The sequence below is a fragment of the Halomonas sp. BC04 genome (genome assembly GCF_000568385.1).
In genome coordinates, this window is record NZ_AZQX01000047.1 from 1 (window position 1) to 15665 (window position 15665).

Below are 15665 nucleotides of genomic sequence, written 5' to 3' on the forward strand. Positions count from 1 at the left end.
TTGTCGAGGGCTTCACGCAGCAGCAGAGCGCCGCTGTCGCTGGTGGTGCGCTGGCCATCAAGCTCAACGCGGATGGACCGTTGCAGGACGGGATCCAGGGAGATAGGCTTTCACCCATGGCGGATGGTCCTCTGGAATCAGGTTCTTGCCGGAACGTTCTGATTTCTCAAGAGAATACCATCCGTCATCTTTGTTTTCAGGCCTTCCTCATGAATAAGGCAGGATTATATAATGTGGCCACCCCGAGACAACTTCACTGCCCCCAATAGCGACATAGTGAATTTCTTCTGGTCACTCATAGTGTCGAACAGCTTTTCATTAGCACGCTTAGCAAATAGCCCGTGCATAATCTGACCCTTCACTACGTCTGCAAATCCAGCCCAAAACTACCTTATAGCTGTCGATGCCTTTGACGAAGTACAGGGTATACTTGCTGCTCTTGGCGACCAGAGTTCGTAGCATCAGACGATGACTTCGCCCAACTACTACTCGGGATAATAGGGATACTCGACCACTGACCACTAAGGACATAGCATCATTCCCCCAACTAGCTGACAAGATCCTCCACTGGTTGGAAAGTATGTGCTTTCTGCTCCTTTATTGTAACGGTTACCGACATTGTCCCAGCACCCAGCACTGTCACAATTTGTAATAATACTTGGCTGAGGTTTAGTTGGAGCAGGAACAGCATCGGGTGAAGGTGAGGGACTCGGGCGGCCTTGGCGCGGTGATGCCACTTCCACGAGGGATCCCAGTTGCATTCCCGCTGATTGCTGTAGCCTCGATGCCTCATTGAGTATCGAACGCTGGGACGGTGCAGCCGTCAGGCGTGCAGCATTCAATGCAATCTTGTTGGACTCCCTCAGGCGCTCACCCCCCGCGCCGACTGTTTCCTAGAGTTCATCAGAATGCTGGCAGACGTCATCAGATGCTGAGAGTAGGCACTTTCCCTGGAACGAAGACTAGCATCGTTTCGCCTGGAGGCGTTTTTCGAAAAATTTTCGGCCTCGCGTAGCATCTGCTCGCCACGCCTTCTCTGTGACGCTAGAGCGGGAGAATACTCTTCACTTTGCCTGATATTCTGAGTGCTGCCCCCCTGTGAACTCTGGTTGGCACGTTGACGGCTTAATTCTCGCGCGCCCTCTCGGTCAATGACACTTATGCGGGCGTCTATATCAGCATTTTCTCCACCGACGGCACCTTTGCATGGCCGGTCTCGATAAGAAACATTTCCGGAAGGGTCTTCACACCTATAAACCTGTCCGTAAGCGACATCCATGTATAGGCTGCATGCCATTATGAGAGTCATGATCTGAACACGCATACCCCCTCCAGGAATTCTTGTCATGGATTAACCTTCAGCCACCCTATGTCCCTGCACCAGCATCTGGAAAATAATCCGGCAGGCCTTGGCTGCCATTTCCTCATCTTCCAGAAGCGGGATGGCCATTTTCTCGTTATCCGTCATTGTATCCATCACGGTTTCGGTGAACCTTGATGGCAAAAGTCCGTGCATGGCTTGGTCTTCACTATGAGAGATCACCTGTGCCATCAAGGATTTATCTTTCGATAGCCTCCCCGCCATACCGCGGAAGAAGTGCAGCTTGTCGTCATCGCTGACCTCGGCGCCGTAAAGGTCGTTAAGCCGGTCGATGATCTCGGCGAGGCGCTGCTTCTCGGGATCAAAGGGCTTGCCTGAGCCCACTTCGCTGACCGGCTGGAGGCCATAGTCACCCTCGGCCTCTTCCAGGCGCAGCCGCTTCTCCTCGCGCTTGGTGAGCCGGTAGTGGGTCAGCTCCAGCTCGCTGACGTCGATGGCCTCCTCTTCCAATAGCCGGTCTATGCGCAGCAGCGGGTAGAGATGGCGGGCGAAGACGCATAGCTGCTCCAGTTCGGGGTCGTCGAAGGTGACGATCTGGCTGAGGAACTCGTAGGTGCGCACGAAGCTCTGCAGGTTCTTGCGAAACAGATCGAGCTCGTCGCGGGTGGTGCCGGCGTCTTTGAGCTCCTGCTCGGCGCGCTTGAGGCCCTTGTCATCGCCGTTCTGCTCTGCGACCCGGCGGGCCTCCTTCCAGGTCTGCAGCTGTTCGAGTATCGCCTGGTAGCGATATTTGAAGCGATCCTGGGCGGGCCGGCAGTGGTAGCTGAGGCTCGACGCCGGTGCCTTGGGGTCGAAGAAGGTCTTGGCAAAGCCCTCCACCTCCGGCCAGTGGTAGATACCGCTGGCATCCAGGCTGCGCTGCAGGTCGATGACCACCTGAGGGTCGGAGACGTCGGCCAGCTCGGCCTTTTGATAGTAGGGCGCGAAGGCGTCGAGGATCTCCTGCTCGTCGTTGTAGAAATCAAGAATGAAGGTCTGCTTGCCATCGAACAGCCGGTTGAGTCGCGAGAGGGTCTGTACGCAGTCCACGCCCTGGAGCTTCTTGTCCACGTACATGGCACACAGCTTGGGCTGGTCGAAGCCGGTCTGGAACTTGTTGGCGGCGATCATCACGTTGAAGTCGTCGGTGTCGAAGGCCTCGGCCAGGTCGCGTCCCTTGAGCCCGGGGTTGAGCAGCCGGCTGGTCTCGGTGACCTCCTCGGGGATCACCTCGTCGGGTAGCACGCTGCCCGAGAATGCCACCATCGGGTGAACGTCACCGTAGCCGTGTTGCTCGATGTACTGACGCATGGCCAGCTGGTAGCGCACCGCTTCCTGGCGGCTGGCGGTGACCACCATGGCCTTGGCCTGGCCATCGAGCAGATGACGCACGTTGTCGCGGTAGTGCTCGACGATCACTTCCACTCGCTGGGCAATGTTGTAGGGGTGCAGGCGCACCCACTTGGCCAGGGTCCGCGAGGCCTTCTTGGAGTCCACCTCCTGCTCCTCACCGTCGGGATGGGCGAGCTTCCAGGCGGTGGCATAGGTGACGTAGTTGCGCAGCACGTCGAGGATGAAGCCCTCCTCGATGGCCTGGCGCATGGAGTAGAGGTGGAACGGCTCGGGCGTGTTGTCGGCACTGGCCGGCAGGTCTGGATCCGGCGGGCGGCCGAACAGCTCCAGGGTCTTGGCCTTGGGCGTGGCGGTGAAGGCGTAGTAGCTGATTCGCTCACTGGGGCGTCGTGAGGCCACGGCGGCATCAAGCATGGCCTCGGCACTGATCCCCCCGTCTTCAGCCTCTACCGCCTCCCCTGCGGCTGCCAAAAGCGCCTTGAGCTTGCTGGCCGAGCTGCCGGTCTGGGAGGAGTGGGCCTCGTCGGCAATCACCGCGTAGTTGCCTCGGCCAAGTGAGGACGCTTGTCCAGGGCATCGAACAGCGCCGGGAAGGTCTGGATGGTGACGATGATGATACGGGTGTTGCTGGCCAGGGCGTCGGCGAGCTGCTCTGACTTGCTCTGGTTACCAATGTCGCGGGTGATCGGGCAGACCACGCCGTGGGCATGTTCGAACTGGTAGATGGTGTCCTGCAGCTGGCTGTCGAGTACCGTGCGGTCGGTGACCACGATGACCGAGTTGAACAGTTTCGTGCCGTCTTCGGCGTAGAGGTTGGCCAGCTGGTGGGCGACCCAGGCGATGGAGTTGGACTTGCCGGAGCCGGCGCTGTGCTGCACCAGGTAGCGCCGCCCAGGCCCCTCGGCCAGGGTGCCCTGGATAAGCCGGTTGACCACCTCCCACTGATGATAGCGCGGGAAGATCAGCGTCTCCTTGGTGGTGCGGTGGCCGTGGAAGTCTTCCACTGGCTTGCGCTCCAGGTGCAAGAAGCGTCCGAGCACTTTCAGCCAGGCGTCCGGCGCAAGTACCTGTTCCCACAGATAGGCGGTGGCGTAGCTCAGCTCGTCCACAGGCGATGGATTGCCGGCACCACCCTCTGCCGTGCCACGGTTGAAGGGCAGAAAATAGGTGTCCTTGCCGGCCAGCTTGGTGGTCATGGCCACCTCGGACTGGCTCACCGCGAAGTGGACCAGGGCGCCACGCTTGAAGGTCAGCAGCGGCTCCGGCTTGCGAGTGATGGGGTCTTTCACTGGCCGGTCCTGACGGTATTGCCGCTTGGCGTTCTCCACCGTCTGCTTGAACTGGCTCTTCAGCTCCAAGGTGGCAGTCGGGATGCCGTTGACGAACAGCACCAGATCCAGGCGCGGGTTGTAGCTCTCGCCGCCCTTGCCGTTCTCGCGGGCGTGAGGGGAATAGGAGACCTCCGGTACCACCCGCAAGCGGTTGGCGCGGTAGCGGGCGAGCGAATCGGGGTTCATGCCGTGGTCGGGTTGGAAGCTGCAAAGGTCGAACGTCACCCCCGGCACCTTGAAGCCGTGGCGCAGCACCTCCAGGGTGCCGGCCCGCTCCAGCTCGCGCACCACCTTCTTCACGAAGACCTGCTCGGGGGCCTGGGGATTGGCCTTGCAGAACTTCTCCCAGCGATCCGGCCAGGCCTCCTTCACGTAGCCAAGCAGATCCTCGGTGTAGAGCGCCGAGGCGCGCTCAAAGTCACTGGCCGTACCGGCCTTCCAGCCCCCGGCCACCATGGCATCGATGATGTCCTGCTGGAACTGGCCTTCCCTGCTGTCCGCCATGTCATCCCCTGCGCCTGGCGTAATTATTCGTAACAGCCTAGCGCTTTAGGAATCTCAGGAGAAGCCAACTTAAGACATGATGTGTTTTCTCCTCATGCTCGATCAGAGGCCAAGTGCCCGGAGCTGTTTGGAGCCGTACACCCGACCATAGCGACTAAACAGTCCCTTGGTACCCAGCATGGTCAGGCTGACAACCGGTGTGGGCGTCTTAGCAAAGCCATCGACGATGGCCTGTTGTTGCTGTTCCAGCGTCAACAGGCCGATGCGTGTGGGAACATAATGCTCTCCCAGCTCGATCAGAAGGAACTGCGTCCAATCTGGTGTGAGGCGCACACTACGACCATGCTTGTTCTCCTGAGTGATTGCCTTCACCTGTGTCCTGCAAGACCCTTCCTCCAGGTCATAACCCGGATTCGAGGTGCCGGGCACCTTCTCGGGTCGCTGGCCCAGTGACTCCAGAAAGCGCAGACCGATGAACTCGCCAATGCGCCCAATGATATTGTCGTTGCCGCCAAACCGCTCCGGCACTTCGCGGCCCAGTGTCAGGATTCGCTTACGGGCCTGCAGGTAGTTCTCGATGGCAGCCTGGACCTCTTCGTCGCGAGACTGTGAGCTGAGGGTGGAGTGAACCTGGTTCATAAGGATGTTCCTTGTCGAGGGCGACGCCTATGGTGCTGCGGGAGTGATGGGCCCAATCAGCGACTGATCATCTTTCACCGGCCGATTGACCCGGGAGCTCACTGACCAGTGGGTCAGCTGACCGTGAGCCAGGTGATGCACCTGACGGCGTATTGTCTCTCGGTCCGTCAGCTCAGGATCGAGCCAGGGCTCCAGGCTCTGCTGATCCAAGATGAGGGGCATGCGCGGATGGATCGCCTTGGCGACGCCCCGGGCAGGCTCGGTAAGGATCGCACAGCTGGGCTTGCCGTCCGGCCGCTCCGTCCAGATGCCGGCGAACCACAGCGGCTCTCCGTCACGACGGGTCAAGTAGTGGGGCTGCTTGCACCCTTCCACGGTCAGCCACTCGTACCAGCCGTCTGCAGGCACCAGGCAGCGGTGATGGGCAAAGGCCTCGCGGAAGTAGGGCGAGGTGGCGACCTTCCCGACGGTGGCGTTGATGGGCTGCGGGGCCTTGTCGTCGGCCCAGTGAGGGCGATAGCCCCACCATCGATCGTCTATGCTCAGTTGGCAGCTTTCGGCAGAACGACGCACCGCCCTGATCCAGGTGCCCGGTGCCACATTGTAGCGCGGCGTCAGGTCGCCCCCAGCTAGCGGCAACTTGAGGGAGGCTACCAGGCTGGGGAAGTCGCTATAGAGGGAAAAGCGGCCGCACATTAAGCACCCCCTGCATAACAGATAGATCTTTACCGTCGAGAGGGGCGCTCTTAAGCACCCCGGCTTTTCTTGTTCAAACCATGACCTCATCATGGCTTGCCATGCTCAATATTTTCATAAGAGAAAAATGTATCACTCCCCAAAAATCACTGACCCAACACAACGACCATTAATGACGCTGCCAGCACAAAACGATTGAACACCCGGATTTATTATTGTCCCTGAACACTTTCCCATTACTATTGTTCCAGAGCAACTTGAAGCAGGCGCTACCGGCGTCAGACTTCGCGATCCCTGATGACTATGCGCATTCCCCCCTAACCCAAAACCCTCACCTGCTGAAACCCAGTTCCAACTAATTCCATCGGAGCCTTGAATGCTTTGAAAGCGGGGAATGTCCAGAGGACCACCAGCCCCAAAAGATGTTGATGAAGAAGATGATTTTGATGCGGAGTGTAAGGCTGAGGCCATGCCCACAATAGCCACAGCCGCTTGCTCAATCTGCTGCTGACGGTATGCTAGATACTGCGTTCCAAACTGAATATCCATTTCCTCACCAGAATAAGCCGACGGGCGCTCCTTGACGATATACAATCTTCTGGGATATTTATCTAAGGGAACTTCAGTATTAATTTCAGCTGCAGCTCCGCTCTCCCACCTAACCAGGCAGTTAGGAGTTGTAAAAATATTGTCTTTTTTCTGCTCATCGGTTAAATCATACCACTTTCTCAAGGGAGTTCTTCCCAGATCTTCCCCTTCGCATGTCAGCTCTGCGCCAGCTGGTATGGTAACATAATCGACTCTATAGCCTCTAATCGAATCCTCAAGGTACTCTAAAGGCTTTCCCACAACATTATAAAAAGCCGTATCAAGCTTCCTTTCCAGCTCTGCCATCTGAGCGCAAGATGAAGTCAGCGCAACCATTGCTGTAAGCGCAGCAACCTGTATCAATTTTTTAGCAGTCACATTCATTCCCTTGCGATTTATATTTTGATTTTTTTAGCTACGTCTCATTGCCTTATTAATTTACTTAAATACTCACTGCTTGAGCACTGCTTACTTTTTTGTCTTGCCACTCGCCATAGGTCAGCCCGCTACCCTCCACCTTCCAGGAAATACGACCATTGGCGCTACGGCCAGAGACCACCGCCGCGGCGGCGCTGGGGCTGCTAAATCCCTGGTCTTCGTTGAACACTCGTGTCTTGTTGTCGCTTTCCACCAGCACTCCATCCTCGAAGAGCTGGTTGTAGAGGCTCTGGTAGCCACGCTCGGTGCCGACCCAGCTGCCCCTGGCCAGGGAGCCCTTGAAGACGTAGAACTCGCCGTCGATCTCCTGCCCGGTGGCGCGGATGCCATGCCTCGGCACCTCCAGGGTGAACCGGGGAGATGCCTCGGGCTCGGCAGCAGAAGTGGACTCAGGATCACGCGAGGGGCGCGAGGTTTCGCGCAGGAAATCGAAGCCGAGCACCGGCAATACGGTGCGAATCTGCTCCAGGAAAAACGCCATGTCGGCGCGATCTGACTCGGGCAGGTTGATGTACTCATGGGCGGTGCCATTGATCAGCTTGCAGCGGCCTACCTGGCCAGCGCTCTGGATCAGGAGGCTTTCCAAGTACTTCACGTGGGCCTTGGTGAGGTTCTGATCCTTGCTGGTGACCAAGCAGACCTTCTCCCAGAAGTCCTTGCCGCCGCGCTCCTCGGTCCGGTTGTGCTGCTTCAGCCTAGTGCTGACATCGTCGCTCTCACCGATATAGACCAGCGGCCGCAGGCTGTTCTCGGGGTCGGGACCGACCAGGAAGTAGATGCCAGTGCGGCCACACTCGGGGCGCTGCACCAGCTCGCTGAGCTTGCTGCGCGGCCCGGTGAGCACATGGCCGGTCCAGTTCATGATCTCGGCGGTGAGCAGGCCGTTGGGCGTGCCGTCCACCAGAAAGAGTCGGATGCTACGTCCCTGGGTCATACCACCTCCGTCTGCCTGGCTTCATTAGCAACCGATGAACCCACCGGCGGCTGCCAGCCGCGTACATCTATCTTGCCGGTCACGGCGGAGGAAATCAGGGCAGAGCGGCGTTCAATAAGAAAGCTGATGACTTTCTCACCTTCGGCCATCAAGTTGTCGATACGAGCAGTTTCTCGGCCGAGAAATTCTAGAATCTGACGTTGCTCTTCTCGCGGTGGTAGGGGGAGAGGACATGACATCACATTGCTTGAGGATACCGATGCCAGATTTGTGCTTTGCTTCGAATAAAGATAGAAATAGGCGCGGGCTGAGCTCGATCCCGTGAACATCGATAACCAGTGCGGCAACAGGTGGTCATTCGGTCGAATTGCAAAGACATGGTTCTGATGGAGGCAGTCAGCAATCTCCCCTTCCCATACAGCCCCACGCCCAAGCTTGTCATTATCGCCACCTTCGTTCATCAAGACGTCACCGGATTGAAGACGGTAGCGATCAACCTCGGAGACAGCTACGGTCACAGTGTTGACGGATGAGAGGTCTACATAACCGTCTTGAACATTGGCCACCCGAAGATACGGAAGGTCAATGGTAAGAGTGCCGACATCATAGCTTTTCCCCTTGGCTACTCCACCTTGAATGGTCGCATACCAGCGCAGAGGGCCCACCATCCAATGTGCCGGCACCTCGCCCAGCCACTCCACCCCTGAGTCCTTCATCGGCACATCAGGATCCAGCCCCTTGGTGACGGCATGGGAGATCACCGCCTGGCGCTTCTCCTTGAGCAGATCGATCAGGCGCTGCTGCTCTTCAACCAAGGCGTCGATACGGGCAGTTTCGTGGTCGAGGAAGGTGGAAATATGTGCCTGATCAGCTAATGATGGTGCTGGTAAACGAAGGCTCGCAATTATCTCTTGGTTGATATTAGGTTGTCCGCCACCAGTGGCATAAAGAGATATAATTATATTCTTAAAAGCCAGCAACCAGTAAAATGCAAACCTAGAGCTAATGGTTTTGCCCTCAGAAAGAACGCAGCAAGCTTGATTAGTGGTCGCACTCACACCAAAGACACCAAGCCTTCCTATCGTCGCCCCATACATGGCAATCGCAAGAGAACCTGGAGGATGAACCTGCAGTGAAGTGAATTCAGATAGCGCCTCGTCGGTGATAGATTTCTTTGTTTCCAGTATTAAGCTTTCCCTGAGCTCACTGGTTGTAACCCATGGTATTGAACCGCCTTCATACCACTTCTGCTCATTGCTTGGAGGTGTCGTACCACTGCCAATACGAGAGAAACCATGCGCAATTTTTCTCACCTTCCAATGCGCCGGCACTGCCCCCAGCCACTCGACGCCGGGGTCCTTGTACTCGGGATACTTGGGGAACGTCATGCCGACAGCTCCTCGATCATCTGCTTGATCTGGTCGGTGCAGGCCTTGAGGTCGGCGTCGATTTCCTCCAGCGGGCGAGGCGGCGTGAATTTGTAGAACTGTCGGTTGAAGGGAACCTCGAAGCCGACGATGCCGATGCGGCCGTCCAGCGGGTCACGCTTCTCCTCGTCGATCCAGGCATCGGGGACGTGGGGCTTCACCTCGCGCTCGAAGTAGTCGAAAACCGATTCGTCCAACGGCACGTTCTCGTTGTCGCGCAGGCCGGTGTCGGGCTCGGGGTTGCCCTGCTTGTCGAGGCAGATGTCCGCCTCGGGGTCGCGCTCGGAGAGGGCGTTGAGGATCGCCTTCTGTACTGGGGCACCGATCTTCAAATCTTCGGCCTTGAGCGCTGCCTTTAACGCCTTGATGAAGACGTCGCGGTTGGTGAAGCACTGCCCCGGGTCCAGACGTGCGCAGGCAGCCTTGATGGCCTCGCGCTCGGCATCAATGAGCTTCTGCAGCGGTTTCTCGTCATCGAGCCTGGCCAGGCGCTCGGGGCTGGCCTGAAAGTTGAGCCGCAGCGGGCGTTCCACGGTGATGCGCCGATAGCCGAAGGCCTCCACCGGGAAGAGCTTGCTCTCCTCGGCCTCCTGGCAGGCGCCGTAGAGGCGTACGATCTCCTCGATGTCGCGGTCGGCGACGAACTGACGCTTGCTGCCCAAGGACTTTCGCATCTTGCTGGCCCGGCCGGTGGCGTTGATCAGTTGCACCTGCCCGCGTCGCTCGGCGGGCTTGTTATTGGAAAGGATCCACACGTAGGTGGCGATGCCGGTGTTGTAGAAGAGGTCCGTGGGCAGGCCGACGATGGCCTCCACCAGGTCGTGCTGCAGCAGGTAGCGGCGGATCTCTGACTCGCCGCTGCCGGCGCCACCGGTGAAAAGCGGCGAGCCGTTGAGGATGATACCGATGCGCGAGCCGCCCTCCTGGCGCGGGCGCATCTTGCTCACCAGGTGCATCAGGAACAGCAGCGAGCCGTCGGAGACCCGCGGCAGGCCGGGGCCGAAGCGGCCCTCATACCCTTTCTGCTTGTGCTCATTGGAGATCGGCGTCTGGACCTTCTTCCATTCCACCCCGAACGGCGGGTTGGAGAGCATGAAGTCGAAGTGCTCACCGGCCAGCTGGTCGTCGGAGAGGGTGTTGCCGAGTTTGATCTTGTCTATCTGCTTATCCCTGATAAGCATATCTGCCTTGCAGATGGCGTAGGACTCGGGGTTGAGCTCCTGGCCGTGCAGCGAGACGGTCACCTCCTGGCTGACCTGATGGATGTATTCCTCGCTCTCGGAGAGAAAGCCACCGGTGCCCGCCGTAGGGTCGTAGATGGTGACGATGCGGTGGGGGCGCAGCTTGTCATCCTGGCCGGTGAGCACCAGCGAGGTGGTCAGGTGGACGATATCGCGGGGTGTGAAGTGCTCCCCCGCCGTCTCGTTGGAGCTCTCGGCGAACTTGCGGATCAGCTCCTCGAACACCAGGCCCATGCCGAAGTTGGTCAGGCGCTGCGGGCTCAGCTCCATGGAGGCGAAGCGCTGCACCACCTGGTAGAGCAGGTTGTTGGCGCCGAGCTGCTGGACGAAGCCCTCGAACTCGAAATGCTCGAAGATCTCCCGGGCGTCCTGGCTAAACGACTGCACGTAGCTCATCAGGTCGTCGGCGGTCTGGGTGTCGGAGAGGGTGCCGAGGGTCAACGGTGAGGCATTGAAGAAGGGCTGTGCCGCGGCGCGCAGCAGCAGCTTCTCGCGCACCGCCTCAGGCTTGGCCTGGTGATCCTGGGCGGCACGCAGCACCTCGGCCTGGGTGGGCTCCAGCACGCACTCCAGGCGCCGCAGCAGGGTGAAGGGCAGGATGATGCGGCCGTACTGGGACTGCTTGAAATCGCCGCGCAGCAGGTCCGCCACGGACCAGATGAAGCCGCCAGCTGAGAGTGACTCTCCGTGTTCACGATGCTTCCCCACGTTCGTAACTGATATGTGACTGTTGAGGGCCATCATACACAGCGAAGGGGAGGGAGGGGCAGGGCGTGCCGTCTTGAGGTGGTGTTGCCAGTCTTACATCGTCAGTCAGCGGCCTTCTTCGGAGTGACGCTGAATGACTCTCAAAAGCGTGTAGGCTAGCTGATCTGAAGCTCCGTCATGCGAGGAAGTAGCGACGCCGGATCGCACGCCAGTACCCCGGCGATGCGATACAGCTTCTCGACCGTGATGTTCACCTCGCCACGCTCGATGCGTCCCATGTAGCTGCGGTCAATGCTGCAGGCCAGCGCCAGTGCAGTCTGAGAGAGCCGACAGGCCTTCCTCTGCGCTCTGATGCGTGCCCCCAACGCTTTTGCCAATGGATCCATGACCGCCTCAACTTCATTTGAGGCAGCACTATCGTGTGTTTGCGGACGCAAAAGCGACGGACTATAATCCGCATTTTTGTGATAACCGCTCAGGTGCCCGCATGAAAACCGTCTCGCTCATCTTCGACAGGCGACTGTATGGCCTTCTCCAGGAAGAGGGGCGCACGCAATTCACCACCCGCGAATTGCGGGATGCCTACGCCAAGCACCTTGACGGCATCGACTATCGCCTTGGCGATGTACGCCGGTATGTGTATGAGCAGATTCGCCGCCTACTCCGGGCGGGCTGGCTCGTGCCTGACAATGAGCGCCGCAAGCGAGGACAGGTCTACCACCTGCAACCCATCCCTCCGCATCTGCAGTTGGAGCTGATCGACAACGGTTTCGAGGATTACATCAAGCCCGCGCATAAAGAGGAGTTGACTAGGTCAACGCCCGAGGCGAGCGCCACGCCAGCCCCATCGTCGTCCGATGCGCAGGTGTATCTGGAAGCCCTCCTCAAAGAGATCAAGCTCGACTTCCTGTCATCGATGGGCGAAACGGAGCGCTACAAGCAGCTCCTCGATGACATGCCTCATCTAAAGGACCTGGTCGAAAGCGAGTATCGGGGGGCCAAAGACCGCAGCTCACGCCTGTTGGGACATCTTCGTGCCGTCGAGAACACACTCAAGACGGTGGCCTCGGGGAGATGACGGCATCGCTGAGAGACTGGCAGCGCCGGTGTATCGACATGGCGTTGAAGCACTTCCTTTCCACGTCGCATTTCTTCTGCCAGGCGACCCCCGGTGCCGGCAAGACTCGCATGGCAGCGGAGCTGACCCGATGCCTGCTTGACCAAGGCAAGATCGATCTGGTTCTCTGTTTCGCACCCTCGCGCCAGGTCGTCGACGGCTTTCGCTCCACCTTTTCGGCGGTGCTCGGCAAGCGCTTGGACGGCTTGCTCGGCTCGGTGGGAGGGGCTTACACCTATCAAGCCATGGAGTACCGCGATGAGATCTTCTGGCGACTGCTCGAAGACTATCGCGTGTTCGTCGTCTTCGACGAAATCCATCACTGCGCCGGCCATGACCCTTTACTGAGCAACGCCTGGGGGCAACAGATCCTGCAGAAGATCCAGGATCGGGCCGTTTTCACCTTGGCGCTGTCCGGCACGCCGTGGCGCTCTGACGACCGCGCCATTGCCCTGGCACGTTACCTATCTCCCCCCGAGGGGCAGCTGATCTGCGACTACCGCTATGGTCTGCAGGAAGCCATCGCGGACGGAGTGTGCCGTTCGCCCCGCATTCTCCTTCTGGACAACCAACAAGTTGCGCTCACGGAAGCAGCCGAAACCGAGAGCACCGTTAGGTTGTTCCCCAGTATCGCCGAGCTGTTGGGAGAGTCGCCTGTCACTTACGAAGACTTGCTGCGCCATGACGAGGTGATCGAACAACTGCTCTCGCTAGGAAGTGGCAAGCTGGACGCGCTTCGTCGGAGCCAGCCAGAGGCAGCGGGCCTGGTAGTCGCCACCGATATCGCACATGCTCAGCAGATAGCCCAAGCGCTTGACGCCAGAGGGGAGAGTTGGTGCATCGTTACCAACAAAACCCCGAATGCTCAGCAGGTCATCAATGCATTCCGACACAGCGATTGCCGCTGGATCGTCGCAGTCGGGATGATTAGCGAGGGGACCGACATCCCCCGCCTGCAGGTATGCTGCTTTCTAAGCCGCATCCGTACCGAGCTTCACTACCGGCAGGTATTGGGGAGAATTCTGCGGCGCATGGGCGAAGTCGATGATCAAGCGTGGCTGTTCATGCTGGCGGAAACGACGCTACGGCGATTCGCGGAACGCATTGCCGACGATCTGCCGGAGGATCTGGCCGTACTGAGCCAGGTACCGATGCCTGCCGCTGCAGCTGGTCCAGCGTCGGGCGGAAAGGGGGCTGACAACGCTGCGGATGGCAGCAATGACGGTGATTGTGAACAAGACCTGGAGGAGGCCTCACCGAGCGCTTACGCGCTCGGAGATTTTGCTGATGAACCAAGCTATCACATCAGCTTTTCGCAGCACTACAGGCAGTTGCTGCTGACTTGCATTTGACAGATTAGCCTGCCCTGGCTGCTGCCGGGCTTTTTTATCTCGCTCGAGCGGTTGGCAACTCGTCCCAACGTGTTGAGAAACGCTGAGTGAGGTTAGCGCAGCGTAGGTGCCACGCCGCTCCTGGGCTAGGGGTGCCCAATTTAACCGTTCCGCGGCCCATCCTGCTGTTCAGTTCATCCATCACGCTCATTAGCTTCGCGCTGCGCTGCCTTTCAGCTTCGCTCTGGGGCGTGTCAAGCAACGAGAGCTGTTGCCGCCTGGCATCGACTAAGTCAAGCAGCATCACGCCTCCCTTCTGGTAGAAATAACCCTTACGGTAGATGCGCTGCAACGCGTGGCCGGCAGCGTGGAGAATCTCGCGGCTGTCGTCGGTGGGCCGGGGTAGCTCGAGCACGGCATGGGGTGAGTATTGGGGCAGGTCCAGCCGGAACGGATTCGTTTTGAGAAACACCAGCACAGCGCGGGCGAGGCTGCCCTGGCTTCGCAGCTTTTCGGCGCCGCGCTGGCCATGCTGGCGGAGCGCTTCGCGGATCTCGCCTAGGTTGCCGGTCAGCTTACCGAACGATCGGCTGGTCATAATGCGCTGCCTCGGCTCGTGAAAATCGTTCATTTCGATACAGCTGACGCCCCTCAGTTCCAAGGCGGTGCGCTCGAGCGTGACGCTGAACTGCCGGCGGATCCACTTGGGGTCGGCCTGGGCGAGGTCCCAGCCAGTGCGAATGCCGATGACTGCGAGGCGTTCGACGAGCCTTCGGCCGACACCCCAGAGGTCCCCCAGCTCGAACTTTTGCAGCAGAGCTCTGGTTTCCGCGCTGTCGGCCTGCAGCACGCACACGCCGCGATAGGCCGGAATTTTCTTGGCGGCCCGATTGGCGAACTTGGCCAATGTGCGCGTCGGGGCAACACCGACGCAGACTGGAATACCAGTGTACTGGCGCACCCGATCATGCAGCTGCCGCGCATGCTTGAGCAGCTGATCAGAGGTGAAGCCACCAAAGCGGACGAACATCTCATCAATGCTGTAGGCTCGACGCCGGGAGCGAACTCTTCGAGCACCGCTTGCACGCGCTGGCTCATGTCACCGTAGAGTTCGTAGTTCGATGAGAGCAGATGGATGCGGCCCTGGCGTACCAGGTGCTGGATCTCGAATGCCGGCGTGCCCATGGTGACACCGATCGCCTTGAGTTCGTTGGAGAGCGCAATAACACAGCCGTCGTTGTTCGAGAGCACTCCGACGGGGCGGTCCCTCAGCCGCGGCTGGAATACCCTTTCGCAGCTGACGTAAAACTTGTTGCAGTCCACCAGGCCGATCATACGGTGTACTCATGAATGACCGACCTGACCACGCCCCACACCTGGCAATCCAGGTCAACCAGCGGGATCGGGACATAGCGAGGATTGCCAGAACAGAGACAGGGTACGTCCCCACGCAGCTCGTAGCGCTTCACCGTGATCTCTCCGTCGACCATGGCGACGATGATATGGCCGGGCCTGGGGTCGATGGAACGATCGACCACCAGTGTATCGCCTTCTTGTATTCCCAGCGGCTCCATGCTGTCACCAGTAACTGTTAGGAAGAAGGTTGCGGAGGGGCGCTTCACGAAGCGTTGGTTGAGATCGAGCGTGCGGCCTTCGTAATCCTGCGCAGGAGAAGGGAAGCCCGAGAGCCTGCACGCCCGAGGGCGAGGGGGTAGGGAAGTGCAAGCGGTGGCGGCTCGGGATGGGCCGAAATGAGATCTGCCAGTATCATAGTGAGTCCCTTTGCGTGACTGTCGTTTTATGGCTATGTTGGTATCTGTTGTTGGTCGGCGCCTATCGCCGCGCGTAGCCACGACTCCTCGGCTGGCTTCGCCGTTTCAAACAACCGCCGCCATGCCAGGTAATTCGGCAAGTACGCTGTCCCCACCCCATGAAAGCGCCCCATCCAGCCCTTCAATCGGCTGATATAACTGTTGACGTTCTGAATGTGGTATTCCT

Annotated in this window: 15 protein-coding genes and 2 pseudogenes; 3 read left to right on the plus strand and 14 right to left on the minus strand. The window is 59.0% G+C overall.

Annotation, left to right across the window (positions count from 1 at the left end):
* Positions 1-269: hypothetical protein (locus Q427_RS35110; protein WP_043511089.1), on the plus strand; the 269-nt coding region annotated here is incomplete at its 5' end.
* A 593-nt stretch (positions 270-862) separates the two neighbouring features.
* Here the strand turns inward: Q427_RS35110 and Q427_RS36690 are convergent.
* The 10 genes from Q427_RS36690 to Q427_RS03660 form a co-directional block, all read right to left on the minus strand.
* Positions 863-1348 carry a DUF4124 domain-containing protein gene (locus Q427_RS36690; protein WP_081785795.1) on the minus strand — a complete coding sequence of 162 codons (486 nt, stop codon included), beginning with the start codon at positions 1346-1348 and terminating at the stop codon, positions 863-865.
* Between the two features lie 3 nt (positions 1349-1351).
* The gene (locus Q427_RS33245; RefSeq protein WP_231613380.1) at positions 1352-3247 is read right to left on the minus strand and encodes a type I restriction enzyme subunit R domain-containing protein; all 1896 of its coding nucleotides are present in this window, start codon (positions 3245-3247) and stop codon (positions 1352-1354) included.
* Positions 3244-4548, minus strand: a complete 1305-nt coding sequence (locus Q427_RS33250; protein WP_231613381.1) for a type I restriction endonuclease — start codon at positions 4546-4548, stop codon at positions 3244-3246. The genes Q427_RS33245 and Q427_RS33250 overlap by 4 nt, the downstream gene beginning before the upstream one ends.
* A gap of 102 nt (positions 4549-4650) precedes the next feature.
* The gene (locus Q427_RS03635) at positions 4651-5187 is read right to left on the minus strand and encodes a hypothetical protein (protein WP_043511090.1); all 537 of its coding nucleotides are present in this window, start codon (positions 5185-5187) and stop codon (positions 4651-4653) included.
* A gap of 27 nt (positions 5188-5214) precedes the next feature.
* The gene (locus tag Q427_RS03640) at positions 5215-5883 is read right to left on the minus strand and encodes an SOS response-associated peptidase (RefSeq protein ID WP_043511092.1); all 669 of its coding nucleotides are present in this window, start codon (positions 5881-5883) and stop codon (positions 5215-5217) included.
* 132 nt (positions 5884-6015) lie between these two features.
* Positions 6016-6849 (minus strand): hypothetical protein, encoded by an 834-nt coding sequence (locus Q427_RS30980; RefSeq protein ID WP_155833444.1) that lies wholly within the window; start codon positions 6847-6849, stop codon positions 6016-6018.
* Positions 6850-6913: 64 nt separating this feature from the next.
* Positions 6914-7843, minus strand: coding sequence for a GIY-YIG nuclease family protein (locus tag Q427_RS03645; protein ID WP_043511095.1), 930 nt, complete (start codon positions 7841-7843; stop codon positions 6914-6916).
* On the minus strand, positions 7840-9231 hold the full coding sequence (locus Q427_RS03650; RefSeq protein ID WP_043511099.1) for a restriction endonuclease subunit S: 1392 nt from the start codon (positions 9229-9231) through the stop codon (positions 7840-7842). The genes Q427_RS03645 and Q427_RS03650 overlap by 4 nt, the downstream gene beginning before the upstream one ends.
* Positions 9228-11219, minus strand: a complete 1992-nt coding sequence (locus Q427_RS03655; protein ID WP_231613382.1) for a type I restriction-modification system subunit M — start codon at positions 11217-11219, stop codon at positions 9228-9230. Before Q427_RS03655 ends, Q427_RS03650 begins: the two co-directional genes overlap by 4 nt.
* 155 nt (positions 11220-11374) lie before the next feature.
* Positions 11375-11605, minus strand: a complete 231-nt coding sequence (locus Q427_RS03660) for a helix-turn-helix domain-containing protein (protein ID WP_043511101.1) — start codon at positions 11603-11605, stop codon at positions 11375-11377.
* 101 nt (positions 11606-11706) lie between these two features.
* Between Q427_RS03660 and Q427_RS03665 the strand changes: the two genes are divergently transcribed.
* On the plus strand, positions 11707-12297 hold the full coding sequence (locus Q427_RS03665) for a hypothetical protein (protein ID WP_043511103.1): 591 nt from the start codon (positions 11707-11709) through the stop codon (positions 12295-12297).
* Positions 12294-13688, plus strand: coding sequence for a DEAD/DEAH box helicase (locus Q427_RS03670; RefSeq protein WP_043511104.1), 1395 nt, complete (start codon positions 12294-12296; stop codon positions 13686-13688). The genes Q427_RS03665 and Q427_RS03670 overlap by 4 nt, the downstream gene beginning before the upstream one ends.
* Before the next feature lie 34 nt (positions 13689-13722).
* Here the strand turns inward: Q427_RS03670 and Q427_RS36695 are convergent, their stop codons facing one another.
* The 4 genes and pseudogenes from Q427_RS36695 to Q427_RS29690 form a co-directional block, all read right to left on the minus strand.
* The gene (locus tag Q427_RS36695) at positions 13723-14298 is read right to left on the minus strand and encodes a DinB/UmuC family translesion DNA polymerase (protein WP_442905430.1); all 576 of its coding nucleotides are present in this window, start codon (positions 14296-14298) and stop codon (positions 13723-13725) included.
* 318 nt (positions 14299-14616) lie between these two features.
* Positions 14617-15002, minus strand: a pseudogene (locus tag Q427_RS36700) (Y-family DNA polymerase); the annotation flags it as partial.
* Positions 14999-15520: a LexA family protein gene (locus Q427_RS03680; protein ID WP_331280529.1), complete on the minus strand. Its 522-nt coding sequence runs from the start codon at positions 15518-15520 to the stop codon at positions 14999-15001. The gene Q427_RS03680 and the pseudogene Q427_RS36700, both read right to left, overlap by 4 nt.
* Positions 15472-15665, minus strand: a pseudogene (locus Q427_RS29690) (IS1595 family transposase); the annotation flags it as partial. The pseudogene Q427_RS29690 and the gene Q427_RS03680, both read right to left, overlap by 49 nt.

Coding starts and splice junctions, on each gene's coding strand:
- Q427_RS36690 (WP_081785795.1), bottom strand. CDS start 1,348: ATGACAAGAATTCCTGGAGGGGGTATGCGTGTTCAGATCATGACTCTC.
- Q427_RS03660 (WP_043511101.1), bottom strand. CDS start 11,605: ATGGATCCATTGGCAAAAGCGTTGGGGGCACGCATCAGAGCGCAGAGG.
- Q427_RS33250 (WP_231613381.1), bottom strand. CDS start 4,548: ATGGCGGACAGCAGGGAAGGCCAGTTCCAGCAGGACATCATCGATGCC.
- Q427_RS03635 (WP_043511090.1), bottom strand. CDS start 5,187: ATGAACCAGGTTCACTCCACCCTCAGCTCACAGTCTCGCGACGAAGAG.
- Q427_RS03665 (WP_043511103.1), top strand. CDS start 11,707: ATGAAAACCGTCTCGCTCATCTTCGACAGGCGACTGTATGGCCTTCTC.
- Q427_RS03640 (WP_043511092.1), bottom strand. CDS start 5,883: ATGTGCGGCCGCTTTTCCCTCTATAGCGACTTCCCCAGCCTGGTAGCC.
- Q427_RS03670 (WP_043511104.1), top strand. CDS start 12,294: ATGACGGCATCGCTGAGAGACTGGCAGCGCCGGTGTATCGACATGGCG.
- Q427_RS36695 (WP_442905430.1), bottom strand. CDS start 14,298: ATGAACGATTTTCACGAGCCGAGGCAGCGCATTATGACCAGCCGATCG.
- Q427_RS03650 (WP_043511099.1), bottom strand. CDS start 9,231: ATGACGTTCCCCAAGTATCCCGAGTACAAGGACCCCGGCGTCGAGTGG.
- Q427_RS03645 (WP_043511095.1), bottom strand. CDS start 7,843: ATGACCCAGGGACGTAGCATCCGACTCTTTCTGGTGGACGGCACGCCC.